The 14,994-nt window shown below is 72.1% G+C and carries 11 protein-coding genes; all 11 read left to right on the plus strand.

The window, feature by feature from the left end; all coding sequences use genetic code 11:
- Positions 1–185 precede the first annotated feature (185 nt).
- The 11 genes from AB0I16_RS10225 (at position 186) to AB0I16_RS10275 (ending at position 14,994) form a co-directional block, all read left to right on the plus strand.
- On the plus strand, positions 186–1,265 hold the full coding sequence (locus AB0I16_RS10225) for a mechanosensitive ion channel family protein (protein WP_363248857.1): 1,080 nt from the start codon (positions 186–188) through the stop codon (positions 1,263–1,265).
- A 232-nt stretch (positions 1,266–1,497) separates the two neighbouring features.
- On the plus strand, positions 1,498–2,691 hold the full coding sequence (locus AB0I16_RS10230; RefSeq protein ID WP_363248858.1) for an ROK family transcriptional regulator: 1,194 nt from the start codon (positions 1,498–1,500) through the stop codon (positions 2,689–2,691).
- 65 nt (positions 2,692–2,756) lie between these two features.
- Entirely contained in the window at positions 2,757–4,085 is a 1,329-nt protein-coding gene (locus AB0I16_RS10235; protein ID WP_363248859.1) for an ABC transporter substrate-binding protein, read from the plus strand.
- A 27-nt stretch (positions 4,086–4,112) separates the two neighbouring features.
- Positions 4,113–5,048 carry a sugar ABC transporter permease gene (locus AB0I16_RS10240; RefSeq protein ID WP_363248860.1) on the plus strand — a complete coding sequence of 312 codons (936 nt, stop codon included), beginning with the start codon at positions 4,113–4,115 and terminating at the stop codon, positions 5,046–5,048.
- A gap of 9 nt (positions 5,049–5,057) precedes the next feature.
- Positions 5,058–5,966, plus strand: a complete 909-nt coding sequence (locus tag AB0I16_RS10245; RefSeq protein WP_363248861.1) for a carbohydrate ABC transporter permease — start codon at positions 5,058–5,060, stop codon at positions 5,964–5,966.
- An 8-nt stretch (positions 5,967–5,974) separates the two neighbouring features.
- The gene (locus AB0I16_RS10250) at positions 5,975–7,240 is read left to right on the plus strand and encodes a 6-phospho-beta-glucosidase (RefSeq protein WP_363248862.1); all 1,266 of its coding nucleotides are present in this window, start codon (positions 5,975–5,977) and stop codon (positions 7,238–7,240) included.
- Entirely contained in the window at positions 7,231–8,217 is a 987-nt protein-coding gene (locus tag AB0I16_RS10255; protein WP_363248863.1) for a BadF/BadG/BcrA/BcrD ATPase family protein, read from the plus strand. The genes AB0I16_RS10250 and AB0I16_RS10255 overlap by 10 nt, the downstream gene beginning before the upstream one ends.
- Before the next feature lie 259 nt (positions 8,218–8,476).
- A complete protein-coding gene (locus tag AB0I16_RS10260; protein WP_363248864.1) occupies positions 8,477–10,015 on the plus strand; it encodes a hypothetical protein in 1,539 nt (512 codons plus the stop codon).
- A 62-nt stretch (positions 10,016–10,077) separates the two neighbouring features.
- The gene (locus AB0I16_RS10265; protein ID WP_363248865.1) at positions 10,078–11,079 is read left to right on the plus strand and encodes a glutamate ABC transporter substrate-binding protein; all 1,002 of its coding nucleotides are present in this window, start codon (positions 10,078–10,080) and stop codon (positions 11,077–11,079) included.
- An 85-nt stretch (positions 11,080–11,164) separates the two neighbouring features.
- Complete coding sequence (locus AB0I16_RS10270) at positions 11,165–12,484, plus strand: hypothetical protein (RefSeq protein WP_363248866.1); 1,320 nt, start codon at positions 11,165–11,167, stop codon at positions 12,482–12,484.
- Positions 12,485–12,531: 47 nt separating this feature from the next.
- Complete coding sequence (locus AB0I16_RS10275) at positions 12,532–14,994, plus strand: tetratricopeptide repeat protein (protein WP_363249023.1); 2,463 nt, start codon at positions 12,532–12,534, stop codon at positions 14,992–14,994.

Below are 14,994 nucleotides of genomic sequence, written 5' to 3' on the forward strand. Positions count from 1 at the left end.
GTCCTTCCCAGGTGAGCACCGTCTCTCCCTCCCTCCACCTTCGAACATCACAACGATCCACACACAATGCCCCGTTAGTGTGGTGGGTCTGCCCGGTTCCCCCGGTACGTCATCCACACATCGTCGATCACCGCTGATCGCTACTTCGTTCGCCGGGCAGGCCGCGATACCTGGAGGTACCTGCCGTGCTCTTGTCCGTCCTTTCGGCAGCCGGAGCGGACCCCGACGACACGTCGTCGCCGAAGCCACCCACCTTCGAGGACGCCCAGGAGAGCGCCACGAACGCGGCGAGCTGGGTCGAGCAGAACTGGTCCGCGTGGCTCGGCATAGGCCTGCGCATCGTGCTGATCGTGGCCGTCGCGATCACCCTGCGCATCCTGGTCCGCCGGGCCATCACCAAGCTGATCGACCGCATGAACCGCACGGCGCAGGCCGTGGACGGCACGGCTCTCGGCGGTCTCCTGGTCAACGTGGAGCGCCGCCGGCAGCGCTCGCAGGCGATCGGTTCCGTGCTGCGCTCGGTGGCGTCGTTCCTGATCCTCGGCACCGCCGCGCTGATGGTGCTCGGCACCTTCGAGATCAACCTCGCCCCGCTGCTGGCCTCCGCGGGCGTCGCGGGCGTCGCGATCGGCTTCGGCGCGCGGAACCTCGTCACGGACTTCCTCTCCGGCGTCTTCATGATCCTGGAGGACCAGTACGGCGTCGGTGACTCGATCGACGCCGGTGTCGCCTCCGGCGAGGTGATCGAGGTCGGCCTGCGCGTCACGAAGCTGCGCGGCGACAACGGCGAGATCTGGTACGTCCGCAACGGCGAGGTCAAGCGCATCGGCAACCTCTCCCAGGGCTGGTCCACGGCCGGCGTCGACGTGACCGTCCGCCCGGACGAGGACCTGGACAGGGTCAAGGCCACGCTCGCCGAGGTCGGCGAGACCATGGCGAAGGACGAGCCGTGGAACGAGCGGCTGTGGGGCCCGGTGGAGATCCTGGGCCTGGACAGCGTGCTCCTCGACTCGATGGTGGTCCGCGTCTCGGCGAAGACGATGCCGGGCCAGTCGCTGGGCGTGGAGCGGGAGCTGCGGTGGCGCATCAAGCGCGCCTTCGACGCGGCGGGCATCCGCATCGTGGGCGGCCTGCCGGTGCCCGCGGCCGAGGACGCCCCCGACCCCTCGGCGGGCATGGCGCCCCCGTCCGCGTACGCCTCGACGACGTCCCCCCAGTCACTGGCGACGGCACCGATCACACCCCCGCCGAACCTGTCGAAGTAACGCCCGCCCCCCCACACAGCCCGGCCCGCGCCCCGCCGAAGCACCGGCGGGGCGCGGGCCGCCCCACGTGCCACCCCACCCCCGCAGGTAACGACTTGGTTGCCGCGGCGTCGCCTTCTCTTGACGGCGTGTTCGCGCCGCGCCTACCGTCCACACTCGTTGGACAGTCTGGAAAGTTTCCTAACAGTTAACGTCAAGCGGCGGCAGCCGACAGGTACAGGCAGGTGGCGTCATGGCAGCAGGCAGCACCCCCGGGGCTCCGGGCACCCCTGGCACCCCCGGCACGCCGCGCGTCCTGCGGGCCATGAACGACCGGGCCGTGCTGGACCTCCTCGTGGCGCACGGACCGCTCACCCGTACCCGCATCGGCGAGCTGACCGGGCTGTCCAAGCCCACGACCTCCCAGCTCCTCGGGCGGCTCGAAGCGGCCGGACTCGTGCACACCACCGGCAGCCAGAGCGGGCGCCCGGGGCCGAACGCCCTGCTGTACGAGGTCCACCCGGGCGCCGGCCACGTCGCCGCCCTCTCCGCCGACCCCACCGGCATCACCGCCCTCGTGGCCGACATCACCGGCACGGTCCTCGGCAGGGAACGCGTGGAGGCCGACGCCGTGGCCGAGGACGTGCGCCACCGCACCGCCCAGCTCGTCGCCGAGGCCGTGGACGGCGCCCTGCGGCAGGCGGGGCTCGGCCACGACGACCTGCGGGCCGCCGTCATCGGCACCCCCGGCGCCATCGACCCGCACACCGGCCAGCTCCGCTACGCGCCCCACCTGCCCGGCTGGCACTCCCGCACCCTGCGCGACGACCTCGCCGCGGTCCTCGGGACCCCCGTCGCCATCGAGAACGACGTCAATCTCGCCGCGGTCGCCGAGCAGTACGAAGGCGCCGCGCAGGACCACGACAACTACGTGCTGGCCTGGCTCGACGAGGGCGTGGGCGCCGCCATCGTGCTCGGCGGCACGCTGCTGCGCGGCGCGACCGGCGGCGCGGGCGAGATCGGCTACATGCCGCTGCCGGGCGCCCCCCTGGCGCGCGGCGGCCCGGAGGCGACCCGCGGGCCCGACGGCGGCGGCGGCTTCCAGAGCCTCGTCTCCACACCCGTGGTGCGCGAACTCGGCGGCCCCGGCGCCTCCCTGGAGGACGCCCTCGCCGACGACGCCGTCCTCGCCGAGGTGGCCCGCCGCATCGCCACCGGCATCGCCGCGGTCATCGCCGTCGTCGACCCCGAACTCGTCGTCCTCTCCGGGGCCGTCGCCCAGGCCGGCGGCGACAAGCTGCGCGCCCGGGTCGAGGAGGAGCTGACCGGGCTCGCCCTGCCGCGCCCCCAGGTCGGCCTCAGCGAACTCGACGGTGACCCCATCCTCACCGGCGCCCTCCGCGAGGCCCTCACCCAGGCCCGCGACCAGGTCTTCGACACGGCCTGATCCCGGCCCCCGCACACCGAAGCACCGCCACCCCTCTCCCCCGTACTCCGTAAAGGAAGTCCGCCATGCCGCGATGGCGCATACCCGCGGCGCTCGCCGCAGCCGGGCTCTTGCTCGCCGGCTGCGCCAACCCGAGCGTCGGCAGTGCGAACGACGACCCGACCAAGCCGGTCACCCTGAAGTTCTGGCACGGCTGGGCGACGCCCGGCGAGGTCAAGGCCGTCGACGACAGCATCGCCCGCTTCGAGAAGCTGCACCCGAACATCGACGTCAAGTCGACCGGCAACGTCTCGGACGCGACCATCAACCAGGCCCTGCGCGCGGGCGGCGACAAGGCCCCGGACGTGGTGTCGTCCTTCACCACCAACAACGTGGGGCAGTACTGCGACTCCGGGATGTGGGTGGACCTCGACCCGTTCATGGAGAAGACGGGGCTCGACAAGCACAAGACGTTCCCCGAGACCCTGCTCGACTACACCAGCCACCGCGGCAACCAGTGCGCCCTGCCCCTGCTCGCCGACGCCTTCGGCATGTACTACAACAAGGACGCCTTCGAGAAGGCGGGCGTCAAACGGCCGCCGCGCACGATGTCGGAGTTCGAGGAGGTCAGCAAGAAGCTGACCGTCCGCGCCGGCAAGCGCTCGTACAAGCAGGTCGGGTACATGCCCAACTTCCGGTTCTACCAGAACAGCCCCGACCGGCTCTTCGCCCAGTGGGGGCCCGAGTACTTCGACGCCGATGGCGACTCACGGCTCGCCGAGGAGCCGGCCACGTACGACTTCTTCGAGACCGCGCGGAGGCTCGCGCGGGTGCAGGGCGGCTTCGACGACCTGGAACGGTTCCGGCTCACCTTCGGTGACGAGATGTCCAGCCAGAACGCCTTCCTGACCCAGAAGGTCGCCATGCACCTGGACGGCGAGTGGCGCGGGCTGATGCTCAAGGACGCCAAGGCGGACTTCGCGTGGGGCGTGGCACCGCTGCCCGTCCCCGACGACCAGGCCGAGACGTACGGGCGCGGCTTCATCACCGGGACCGTCGCGGGGATCGCCCACAGCAGCAAGCACCAGAACGCCGCCTGGGAGCTGGTGCGGTTCCTGACCGCGGACACCGAGCAGGTCGTGAGCTTCGCGAACGCCATCCACAACGTGCCCTCCACGTTCGCCGCGCTCAAGTCGCCCGACCTGGACGCCGATCCGACCTTCCGCACCTTCTTCGACATCCTCCGGAACAAGCACAGCAAGGCCCTGCCGCCCTCCGTCAACGGCGGCGCGTACGTCGTCTCGCTGGGGGACTTCGCCTACTCCGTGGAGGCCGGGCGCGTGGGTGACCTGCGCGCGGGTCTGAAGAAGCTCGACGAGCAGATCGATGCCGACACGCTCCAGTCGAAGAGCTGACGAGCCGAAGAGCATAAGGACCCCGCCATGGCACTGACCCTCTCCAACCCCGCGCGCCGCAGACTGCGCACGCTCGGCTTCCTCTCCCCCTGGCTGGTCGGCTTCAGCGTCTTCTTCGCGTATCCGCTGGTCGCCACCGTCTACTTCTCGTTCATGCACTACAACCAGATCAAGGAGCCCACCTTCGTGGGGCTCAGGAACTGGACGTACGTGTTCGAACAGATGCCCCTGTTCGGTCCGGCCCTGTGGAACACGCTCTGGCTGGTCGTGGTCATGGTGGCCGTGCGGGTGGTCTTCGGGCTGTCGCTCGGACTGCTGATCACGAAGATCAAGACGGGCGCCGGGTTGTTCCGTACCGCCTTCTACCTGCCGTATCTGGCGCCGCCGGTGGCCGCCACCGTGGCCTTCGTCTTCCTGCTCAATCCGGGCACGGGGCCGGTGAACGAGGTCCTGGACGCCGTCGGGATCTCCGGCCCCAACTGGTTCAACGACCCGGACACCGCCAAGCCGTCGCTCGTCATGCTCTCCCTGTGGGGCATCGGCGACCTCATGGTCATCTTCATGGCCGCCCTGCTCGACGTGCCCAAGGAGCAGTACGAGGCAGCCGACCTGGACGGCGCCGGGGCGTGGGCCAAGTTCCGCTACGTCACGTGGCCCGCGATCACGCCGATCGTGATGTTCGCGGTGGTCACGGGCGTCGTGCAGACCATGCAGTACTACACGCAGGCCCTGGTCGCGGGGAAGGTCGCCTCCGGCGTCAACATCGGTCCGGGCTCCGTCATCCAGCCCGGCTACCCCGACCACTCGACCCTCACGGTCCCCCAGCTCGTCTACCAGCTGGGCTTCCAGAACTTCAACACCGGTGCCGCGTGCGTGCTCTCGCTCGTGCTCTTCGCCATCGCCATGGCCGTGACCCTGCTCCTGATGCGCAAGCGCTCCGGACTGCTCTCGGCGGAGGACTGAGGATTCCCCATGACGACCACGACTCTCGGCGCGCCCGCCGCGCCCGCCCCCGCCGCGTCACAGCCGCGGGGCCCCGCCGCCGCCCGCGCCCGCCGCAAGCGCGTCCTGCACTGGATCGCCGTACACAGCGTCGCGATCGCCGTCGCGCTGCTGTTCGTCCTGCCGTTCGTCTTCGTCTTCCTGACGTCGGTGATGAGCGACTCGCAGGCCATGAGCGGCGACCTGTGGCCGGACTCCTGGCACTGGTCGAACTACAAGGCCGTGTTCGAGACGCCGGGCTTCCTGGACTGGTGGCGCAACTCGCTGCTCTACGCGGGTCTCGGCACCCTCTTCACGGTCTGCTCGGCCATCCCCGTGGCGTACGCGCTCGCCAAGTTCCGCTTCCGGGGCCGGCGCACCGCGATGCTGCTGGTCATCTCCACGATGATGCTGCCGCCGCAGGTCATCGTGATCCCGATGTACCTGGTCTGGGCCCAGCAGTTCCACCTGTCGGGCACCTTGTGGCCGCTGATCGTCCCCATGGCGTTCGGCGACGCGTACTCGATCTTCCTGCTGCGGCAGTTCCTCCTCACCATCCCCAAGGAGTACATCGAGTCGGCCAAGGTGGACGGCTGCGGTGAGTTCCGCACCCTGGTGAAGATCGTCGTGCCGATGGCCAAGCCGGGCATCGCCGCGATCGCGCTCTTCCAGTTCTTCTACTGCTGGAACGACTACTTCGGGCCGCAGATCTACGCGGCCCAGAACCCCGGCGCCTGGACACTGAGCTACGGCCTTGAGTCGTTCAAGAGTGCCCACAGCGTCAACTGGAACATGACGATGGCCGCGACCCTGCTCGTCATGGCGCCCGTCATCGTCATCTTCTTCTTCGCACAGAAGGCCTTCGTCGAAGGCGTCACCCTCACCGGAGTAAAGGGCTGAGAACCGATATGAAGCTCGCAGTGGTCGGCGGAGGGTCGACCTACACACCCGAACTCATCGACGGATTCGCACGGTTGAGGGACACCCTGCCGATCGAGGAACTCGTCCTCGTCGACCCGGCCGCCGACCGCCTCGAACTGGTGGGCGGCCTGGCGCGGCGCATCTTCGCCAAGCAGGGGCACCCCGGCCGCATCGTCACCACCTCCGACGTCGACGCGGGCGTCGCGGACGCCGACGCCGTGCTGCTCCAGCTCCGCGTCGGCGGACAGGCGGCCCGCGAGCAGGACGAGACGTGGCCCCTGGAGTGCGGCTGCGTCGGCCAGGAGACCACCGGCGCGGGCGGCCTCGCCAAGGCGCTGCGCACGGTCCCCGTCGTCCTCGACATCGCCGAGCGCGTACGCCGGACCAACCCGAACGCCTGGATCATCGACTTCACCAACCCCGTGGGCATCGTCACGCGCGCGCTGCTCCAGGCCGGGCACAAGGCGGTCGGCCTCTGCAACGTGGCAATCGGCTTCCAGCGGAAGTTCGCGAAACTGCTCGACGTCGCGCCGGGCGAGGTGCACCTCGATCACGTGGGGCTCAACCACCTGACATGGGAGACGGGCGTACGCCTCGGGGGCCCCGGCGGCGAGGACGTGCTGCCCCGGCTGCTCGCCGAGCACGGGGACGCGGTCGCCGAGGACCTGCGCATGCCGCGCGCGATCGTCGACCGGCTCGGCGTCGTCCCCTCGTACTACCTGCGCTACTACTACCAGCACGACGCGGTGGTCCAGGAGCTGCGGACCAAGCCGTCGCGCGCCGCGGAAGTGGCCGGGATGGAGCGCGAGCTGCTGGCGATGTACGGCGATCCCGCGCTCGACGAGAAGCCGGCGCTGCTCGCCAAGCGGGGCGGCGCGTTCTACTCCGAGGCGGCCGTGGACCTGGCGGCCTCGCTGCTCGGCAACGGCGGCAGCCCGCACCAGGTGGTCAACACCGTCAACAACGGCACGCTGCCGTTCCTGCCCGACGACGCGGTGATCGAGGTGCAGGCCACGGTGGACGGCAAGGGCGCCACGCCACTCGCGGTGCCGGCGCTCGACCCGCTGTACACGGGACTGATCGCCAACGTCACGGCCTATGAGGACCTCGCCCTGAAGGCCGCGCTGCACGGCGGCCGCGACCGCGTGTTCACGGCGCTGCTCGCCCATCCGCTGGTCGGCCAGTACGCGTACGCCGAGCAGCTCACCGACAGCCTGATCGCGCACAACCGGGAGCACCTGGCGTGGGCGTAGGCACGAGCGTGCTCGCGATCGACGCGGGCAACAGCAAGACCGACGTCGCGGTGGTCGCGGCCGACGGCGAGGTCGTCGGCGCGGCCCGCGGCGGCGGATTCCAGCCCCCTCAGGTCGGCGTGGAGACCGCGGTGGACGTCCTCGCGGAGGCGGTGGCGCGGGCGTTCGCCGAGGCGGGCGTGGCCTCCGTGGGCCATGTGTCGGCCTGCCTCGCCAACGCCGACCTGCCCGTGGAGGAGCGCGATCTCGCGGACGCGCTGCGGCGGCGGGCGTGGGGCCGCTCCGTCGACGTGCGCAACGACACCTTCGCCATCCTGCGCGCCGGGCTCCTTGAGGACGCCGAGCCGCGGGGCGTCGCCGTGGTGTGCGGGGCGGGCATCAACTGCGTCGGCATGCTGCCGGACGGGCGCACCGCGCGCTTCCCCGCGATCGGCCGGATCTCCGGTGACTGGGGCGGGGGCGGCGGCCTCGCCGAGGAGGCGCTGTGGCACGCGGCGCGGGCCGAGGACGGCCGCGGGGAGGCGACCGCGCTGCGCGAGACGCTGCCCGGTCACTTCGGTCTCGCGTCGATGTACGCGCTGATCGAGGAGCTGCACCTGGGCCGCATCCCGGTGGTGCGGCGGCACGAGCTGACGCCGGTGCTCTTCGCGACCGCGGCGGCGGGCGACGGTGTGGCGCGCTCGCTGGTGGACCGGATGGCCGACGAGGTCGTCGCCATGGCGACCGTGGCGCTGGACCGCCTGGGGCTGCTCGCCGAGGAGGCCCCGGTGCTGCTCGGCGGCAGCGTCCTGGCGGCCCGCCACCCGCAACTGGACGGCCGCATCGCGGCGTTGCTCGCCGAGCGGGCCCCGAAGGCGGAGCCGCGGGTGGTCGTCGCGCGGCCGGTGCTCGGCGCCGCGCTGCTCGGCCTCGACCAGGTGGGGGCGCCGACGGAGGTGCACGCGCGCGTGCGGGAGCAGTACGAGAGCGGCGCCTGAGCGCCTCGTCAGGAGGCTCCCTTCCGGGCCGCGACGGGTTCAACGCCCGTCGCGGCCCGCCGCGTTCGACGGCGCGGGCCCTCTCCCCCGTTCGCCCCGTTCGAGGGAAAAGGGAACCGAACACCTTCGAATGTCGTGTTCAAGGGCAGGGAGCCGAACAAGATCGAGTCAAGGCCTGTGCGGATGTCAGTCCCTGCGGCGATACTTGCGGCCGTGGACTCCTTCCCGTGCCGGCGCGCCGGGCCGGGGCCGCAGTCCGATGACCAAGGGGGAGGTCGAGGTCGAGGTGTCACATCCGCCGAACGGCAGCGCGGGTCCGCCGGGTCCGCCGGACCCCCCGGGGCGTTCCGGGCCGCCCGCGCCGACGCTGCCCGCCACCCCGCCGCAGCCGCCCCCGAGTGTCCCGCCCGCGCGCAGGTCCCCCGCCGCGGCGGCCTCCGCACGGCCCGCCGCGCAGCCCCTCGCCAAGCGGCGCACCGCCTGGGCCGAGGGCACCGACCGGCTGCGCGCCGCGGCGACCACCGAGCCGGGCAGGCTGCGGATCATCGGTGCCGTCCTCGCCGCGCTCGTCATCGGGTTCGGCGCGGTCACCACCTGGCAGATGACGGACCGCTCGGCCGCCGCGCACGACGTGCTGCACCGCAGCCAGCCGCTGAGCGCCGACGCCGCCGCCATCTACCGCTCGCTGGCCGACGCCAACACCGCGGCGTCCAGCGGCTTCCTCGCCGGCGGCCAGGAGCCCGCCGCCGTCCGCGAGCGGTACGAGCGGGACATCGAGCGGGCGTCGGAGAAGCTCGCCACCGCCGCGTCGAACGCGGGATCGACCTCGTCGTCGGCCGCAGCCGTCGGCAAGCTGAACGAACTGCTTCCCGAGTACACGGGCCTCATCGAGCGGGCCCGCGCCAACAACCGCCAGGGCCTGCCCCTGGGCGGCGCCTATCTGCGGTACGCGAACGACAAGATGCAGACGCAGATGCTCCCGGCCGCCGAGAAGCTGTACAAGGCGGAGAACGCCCGCCTGGCGTCGGACTACGCCAAGGCCAAGCCGTATCCGTGGTTCGCCATCGCCCTCGGCGTCGTCGCGCTCGCCGCCCTCGCGTGGGCGCAGCGCCGCAACTACCGCCGGACGAACCGCGTGTTCAACCCCGGCCTGCTCGCGGCGACGGCGGCCGGCACGGTCGTCCTGCTCTGGCTCGTCGTCGGTCACACGTTCGCACGCTCGGGGCTCAACGAGTCGTACGACGACGGCGTACGCTCCCTGAACGTCCTCAACGACGCCCGCATCGGCTCCCTGAAGGCCCGGGGCAACGAGAACCTCACGCTGGTGAGCAGGGGCGCGGAGACCACCGAGGTGAAGGGCGAGAGCGAGGACAAGTTCGACGTCTCCTACCGCGCCCTGATGAAGCAGCTCGGCGACAAGGACAGCGGCCTGCTCGGCAAGGCCGCGTCCCTCGCCAGGGGTGACGCGCGCGGCGCGGGCCCGGTGGCCGACGCCGCAAAGAACGTGGGCGTCTGGAAGGACCGCCACAAGGCGGCCCGCGTGAGCGACGACTCCGGTGACTACCAGGGGGCGCTCGACAAGGTCATCGGCGCCAAGGGCGCCACAGGTGAGTGCTTCGACAACGTGGACGCGGCACTGAACCGGGCCCTGGCGCACGAGCAGCGCCAGTTCAAGGAGGCGGCCGAGGACGGCAAGGGCGCCATGCGCGGGCTGCCCGTCGGCGCGGCGGTCCTCGCGGTGCTCGCCGCGGCGGGCGCCGTGCTCGGCATAGGCCGCAGGCTCTCGGAGTACCGATGAGCGGGCCAGGGACGGAGCCGGGGCCGGGGACGGCGTCAGGGGCGGAAGGGAGCGGACGGACGATGCGGATACGACGCGGCGGGTCCTCGCCGGGCGGCGGGCGCCTCGCCGGCATCGGCGCGCTGGGCCTCACCTGCGCCCTCGCGGGAACCCTCGTGGCCCTGCCGCACGGCGACGACGGCGGCGGCGGGACCGGCGCGGGCCGGGGCGGCGACGCCGTCGCGGTCGCGGCACCCGCGCGGGCCGAAGCCGACGACTGCAACGACCAGAGCCTGCGCCCGGCGGACGAGGACGGCCCGACGATCGAGGCCATCAGGAACCGCAAGGTCAAGAAGCTCATCGTCGGTGTCGACCAGAACAGCTACCGCTGGGGCTACCGCGACCCGAACAAGAAGGGCGGCCGGCTGGAGGGCTTCGACATCGACCTCGCGCGGAAGATCGCCGAGGAGATCTTCGACGACCGCGACGCGGTCGTCTTCCGCGCCATCCCCACGAACGAGCGCATCCGGGCGATCAAGGGCGGCGAGGTCGACATGGTGGTCCGCACCATGACCGTCAACTGCGAGCGTCTTCGGGACGTCGACTTCTCCACCGGATATTTCGAGACCGGCCAGCAGGTGCTCGCGCCCAGGAAGTCCGACATCACGGGCTATGACAGGTCGCTCAAGGGCAAGAAGGTCTGCTCGGCCGCGGGCTCCATCGCCGAGGAAGAACTCAAGAAGCAGAGCTACGGTGCCGACATCTCCACCACGGTGCCGAACCAGCTCGACTGCCTGGTGCGGCTGCAACTGGGCGAGGTGGACGCGGTGGTGACCGACAGCGCGCTCGCCGCGGGCCAGGCGGCGCAGGACCCGGCGGTCGAACTGAAGGGCGAGGAGCCCTTCACCACCGAGCACTACGGCGTGGCGATGAAGAAGGGCGCGGACGACCTGGTCCGCCGGGTCAACAAGGTCCTCGCCGACTACCGCGACGACAAGGACGGCTGGAAGAAGTCCTACGACAAATGGCTCAAGGGCCCGATCGGCGAGGACGCGACACCGCCGAAGGCCGAGTACCGCGACTGACGGAACGCGGACGTTACGTCCCTGGGCGTACAACTGGTGTGAGCAGAGGCAAGAGTTGCGGCCACGCAGAGCGGAGAGGTGATCGATGAGCGTCACGGGGCCCCCCGGTCCGCTGATGGACCGGGACGAGGTGGACCGTGCGCTGGCGCGCCTCGACGCCGAGCACGAGGCGATCGAGACCTCGCTCCTCGCCCTCCAGGACCACGCGGGGCGCCGCCTCCTCGAAGGCGCGCGGCTCACCGGCGTCACCGAGGAGCGGTGGGCGGCCACGGAGAGCCGGATCACCCTGCTGTGGGCGTACTTCGACGCGTACGCGGGCGCCCTCCGGGCGGCGCGGGAGCTGCGCGCCCGTCGCCGCTGGCCCAGCCGCGAGGACCTGGTGGAGCTCACGGAGCTGCTGCGCGGTGAGTCCGTGACGGTGGCGGGCGGCTCCGCGTCCGGTACCTCCCCGTCGCTCACGGGCCCCGCCAAGCTGACCGAGCGCTTCACGCTCGAAGAGCTGGTCGCCCGGATGAACGACCTGTACGCGCACTCGCTCGACATGGTGGTGGCCGCCGACGCCGTCTGGTCGGCGCTGCCCGCCCGCATCGACCTGCTCGCCGCCGAGCTGGCCCGCACCCGCCAGCTCGCGCACTCCGTGGGCGTGCGCCCGGGCGAGCACCCGTCGGGCGACGACCTGGAGCGCATCACGCGCAGCCTGACCGCCCTGCGGGAGCAGGTGATCAGCGATCCGCTCGCCTTCTGGCAGCGGGCCGAGGGCAGTTCGGCGCCGGGCGGCGGCCGTGCGCACACCGATCGCTACGACCGCGAGGCGCGCGCCCTGGAGGAGGTGCGCCGCGAGATCGAGGCGGTGCTCACCGTCCGCCAGGACGCGGAGGCCAGGCTCGGCAGGCTGCGCGACGTGCTCTCCCGCGCCGACCGCACCCTCGCCGAGGCGAGGAACGCCCGCGGTGAGGTCCTCGCGAAGATCGCCGCCTCCGAGGTGCCCGCGGTCAGCGGCCCGCCGACCGCGCTCCAGGAGCAGCTGGCGATGGCGTCGGACTACCGCAGGAACGCCCAGTGGCACCGCCTCTCGCCGCTCCTGGAGTCGCTGGAGCAGAAGGCCGAGGAGGAGCTGCTGCGGGCCCGCGAGTCGCTGACCGCCGTCACGGCGCCGCTCGCGGTCCGCGCGGAGCTGCGGGGCCGCCTCGACGCGTACAAGGCGAAGGTGGCGCGGCTCGGCCACGCCGAGGACCCGCTCCTGATCGAGCGGTACGACGCGGCGCGCCGGATGCTGTGGAGCGCCCCCTGTGACCTGCGCGTCGCCGAGGAGGCGGTGCTGCGCTACCAGCGGGCCGCCGCCGAGGTGCTCGTGCCCGGGGTCCCGCAGCAGGGCGGGACCGCCGACCGGAGGGAGGAAGCGTGAGCCAGCGGCAGTGCCAGCGGCCCGGATGTGCGGGGTCGTACGAGGACATGGGCGGCGGCGAGCTGTACTGCGACACGTGCGGTCTGGCTCCCGTGGTCTCGCCCACCGGCATGGTGGGGTCGTCGCCGACCGGCGTCACGGGCGGCGGCAAGGGCTCGCGGGGCTCGGGCAGCGGCTCGGGACCGTCGTCGCGCTCGTCGCGTTCCGCCCGTTCGCAGTCCTCGCGCAGGTCGGTGTCGGGGCGGCTCTCGCGCTCCGTCTCCGGCCGCTCGACGTCGCGTTCGGTCTCGGTGCGCAGCTCGGGCTCGGCGGCCCCGTCCTCGGGGCGCGGGCGGCTCGGCGTCGGCCTGGTCGCGGTGCCGGACGTGCCGCGCCCCGACCCGCGCGGCGCGGTGCAGGACAACCCGGAGGTGCCCGAGCGGAAGCGGTTCTGCTCGCGCTCGGACTGCGGGGCGCCGGTGGGGCGGGCGCGGGGGGACCGGCCGGGGCGCACCGAGGGGTTCTGCACCAAGTGCGGCCACCCGTACTCCTTCGTGCCGAAGCTGAACCCCGGTGACATCGTGCACGGGCAGTACGAGGTCGTGGGCTGCCTGGCGCACGGCGGCCTCGGGTGGGTGTATCTCGCGATAGACCGCGCGGTGTCGGACCGCTGGGTGGTGCTGAAGGGCCTGCTCGACACGGGCGACCAGGACGCGATGGCCGCCGCGATCTCCGAGCGCCGCTTCCTCGCCGAGATCGAGCACGCCAACATCGTCCGCATCTACAACTTCGTCGAGCACCTGGACCAGCGCACCGGCTCCATGGACGGGTACATCGTCATGGAGTACGTCGGCGGCAAGTCCCTGAAGGAGATCGCCAACAGCCGCCGCTCGGCGGACGGCAGGCGGGACCCGCTCCCGGTCGAGCAGGCGTGCGCGTACGGCATCGAGGCGCTGGAGGCCCTGGGGCACCTGCACAGCCGCAACCTCCTGTACTGCGACTTCAAGGTGGACAACGCCATCCAGACCGAGGGCCAGCTCAAGGTCATCGACATGGGCGCGGTCCGCAGGATGGACGACGACGAGTCCGCGATCTACGGCACGGTCGGCTACCAGGCCCCCGAGGTGGCGGAGGTCGGGCCGTCGGTGGCCTCCGACCTCTACACGGTCGCGCGGACGCTCGCCGTCCTGACCTTCGACTTCCAGGGCTACACGAACGTCTTCGCGGACTCCCTGCCCGACCCCGACAACATCGAGGTCTTCCGTACCTACGAGTCCTTCTACCGGCTCCTGGTGCGCGCCACCGACCCGGACCCGGCCCGCCGCTTCGCCTCCGCGCAGGAGATGGCCGAGCAGCTCACGGGCGTCCTGCGGGAGGTCGTCGCGCTCCAGACGGGCAAGCCGCGCCCGTACCTGTCCACCCTGTTCGGGCCCGAGGTGAAGGTCACGGACACCGAGCTGTTCGCGGAGCTGTCGGGCGACGTGTCGCGGCTCGGGGTGCGCCCGGCCCCCCCGGAGGGCGGCAACGGCCACCGGGCGCTGCCTCCCGCGCCCCCGGTGTCCACGCTCGTGCGTCCGCTGGACGCGGCGGCGACCGCGCTGGCCCTTCCGGTGCCGCACGTCGACCCGAACGACCCGAACGCGGGTCTCCTCGCCGGGCTCCTGACGTCCGCGCCCGCCGAGCTGATCACCGCGCTCGCGGCGGCGCCCGCCGACTCGGTGGAGCTGCGGCTCCGCGGCCTGCGGGCCCGGCTCGCCATGGGGGAAACGGCCTCCGCTTCGCAGGCCCTCGCCGATCTGGAGCGGCAGCGTCCGGACGACTGGCGGGTGGTCTGGTACCGGGGCGTGGCGGCCCTGGCCACCGGCGACTTCGAGACCGCGGCGCTCTCGTTCGACGCGGTCTACGACGCGTTCCCCGGCGAGCCCGCGCCGAAGCTGGCACTCGGCGTCTGCGCGGAGGTCCTCGGCCAGCTCGACAACGCCGCCGAGTACTACCGCCTGGTGTGGACCACCGATCCGAGCTATGTGAGCGCCGCGTTCGGCCTGGCCAGGGTGCGGCTCGCCGCCGGTGACAGGGCGGGCGCCGTGCGCACCCTGGAGTCGGTGCCCGAGTCGTCGATCCACTACACCGCGGCCCGTGTCGCCGCGGTGCGGGCGCGGCTCCGCCAGCGCCTCGAAGGACCGGCGGCGTCGCCCGACGCCGCCTTCCTCGACGACCTGACGGCCGCCGCGGGGCAGATCGACGCCCTCTCCGGCTTCGGTCTCGACGCGGTGCGCAGGGAGCGCCTGTCGACCGAGGTTCTGGGGACGGCACTCGACTGGGTACTCTCCGGTAGGCACTCTGGTCACGTTTCCGCGCCGCCGGCCACCGGCTCGCGGACCGTACTGCTCGGCAGTGAACTGGACGAGCGCGGTCTCCGGTTCGGACTGGAGCGTTCGTACCGGACACTGGCCCGGCTCGCACAGGGTGGCGAGGAGAGGATCGAACTGGTGGAGCGGGCCAACCGTTTCCGCCCCCGGACGTGGGTGTGA

The organism is Streptomyces sp. NPDC050703 (assembly GCF_040654435.1).
Classification (GTDB): Bacteria; Actinomycetota; Actinomycetes; order Streptomycetales; family Streptomycetaceae; genus Streptomyces.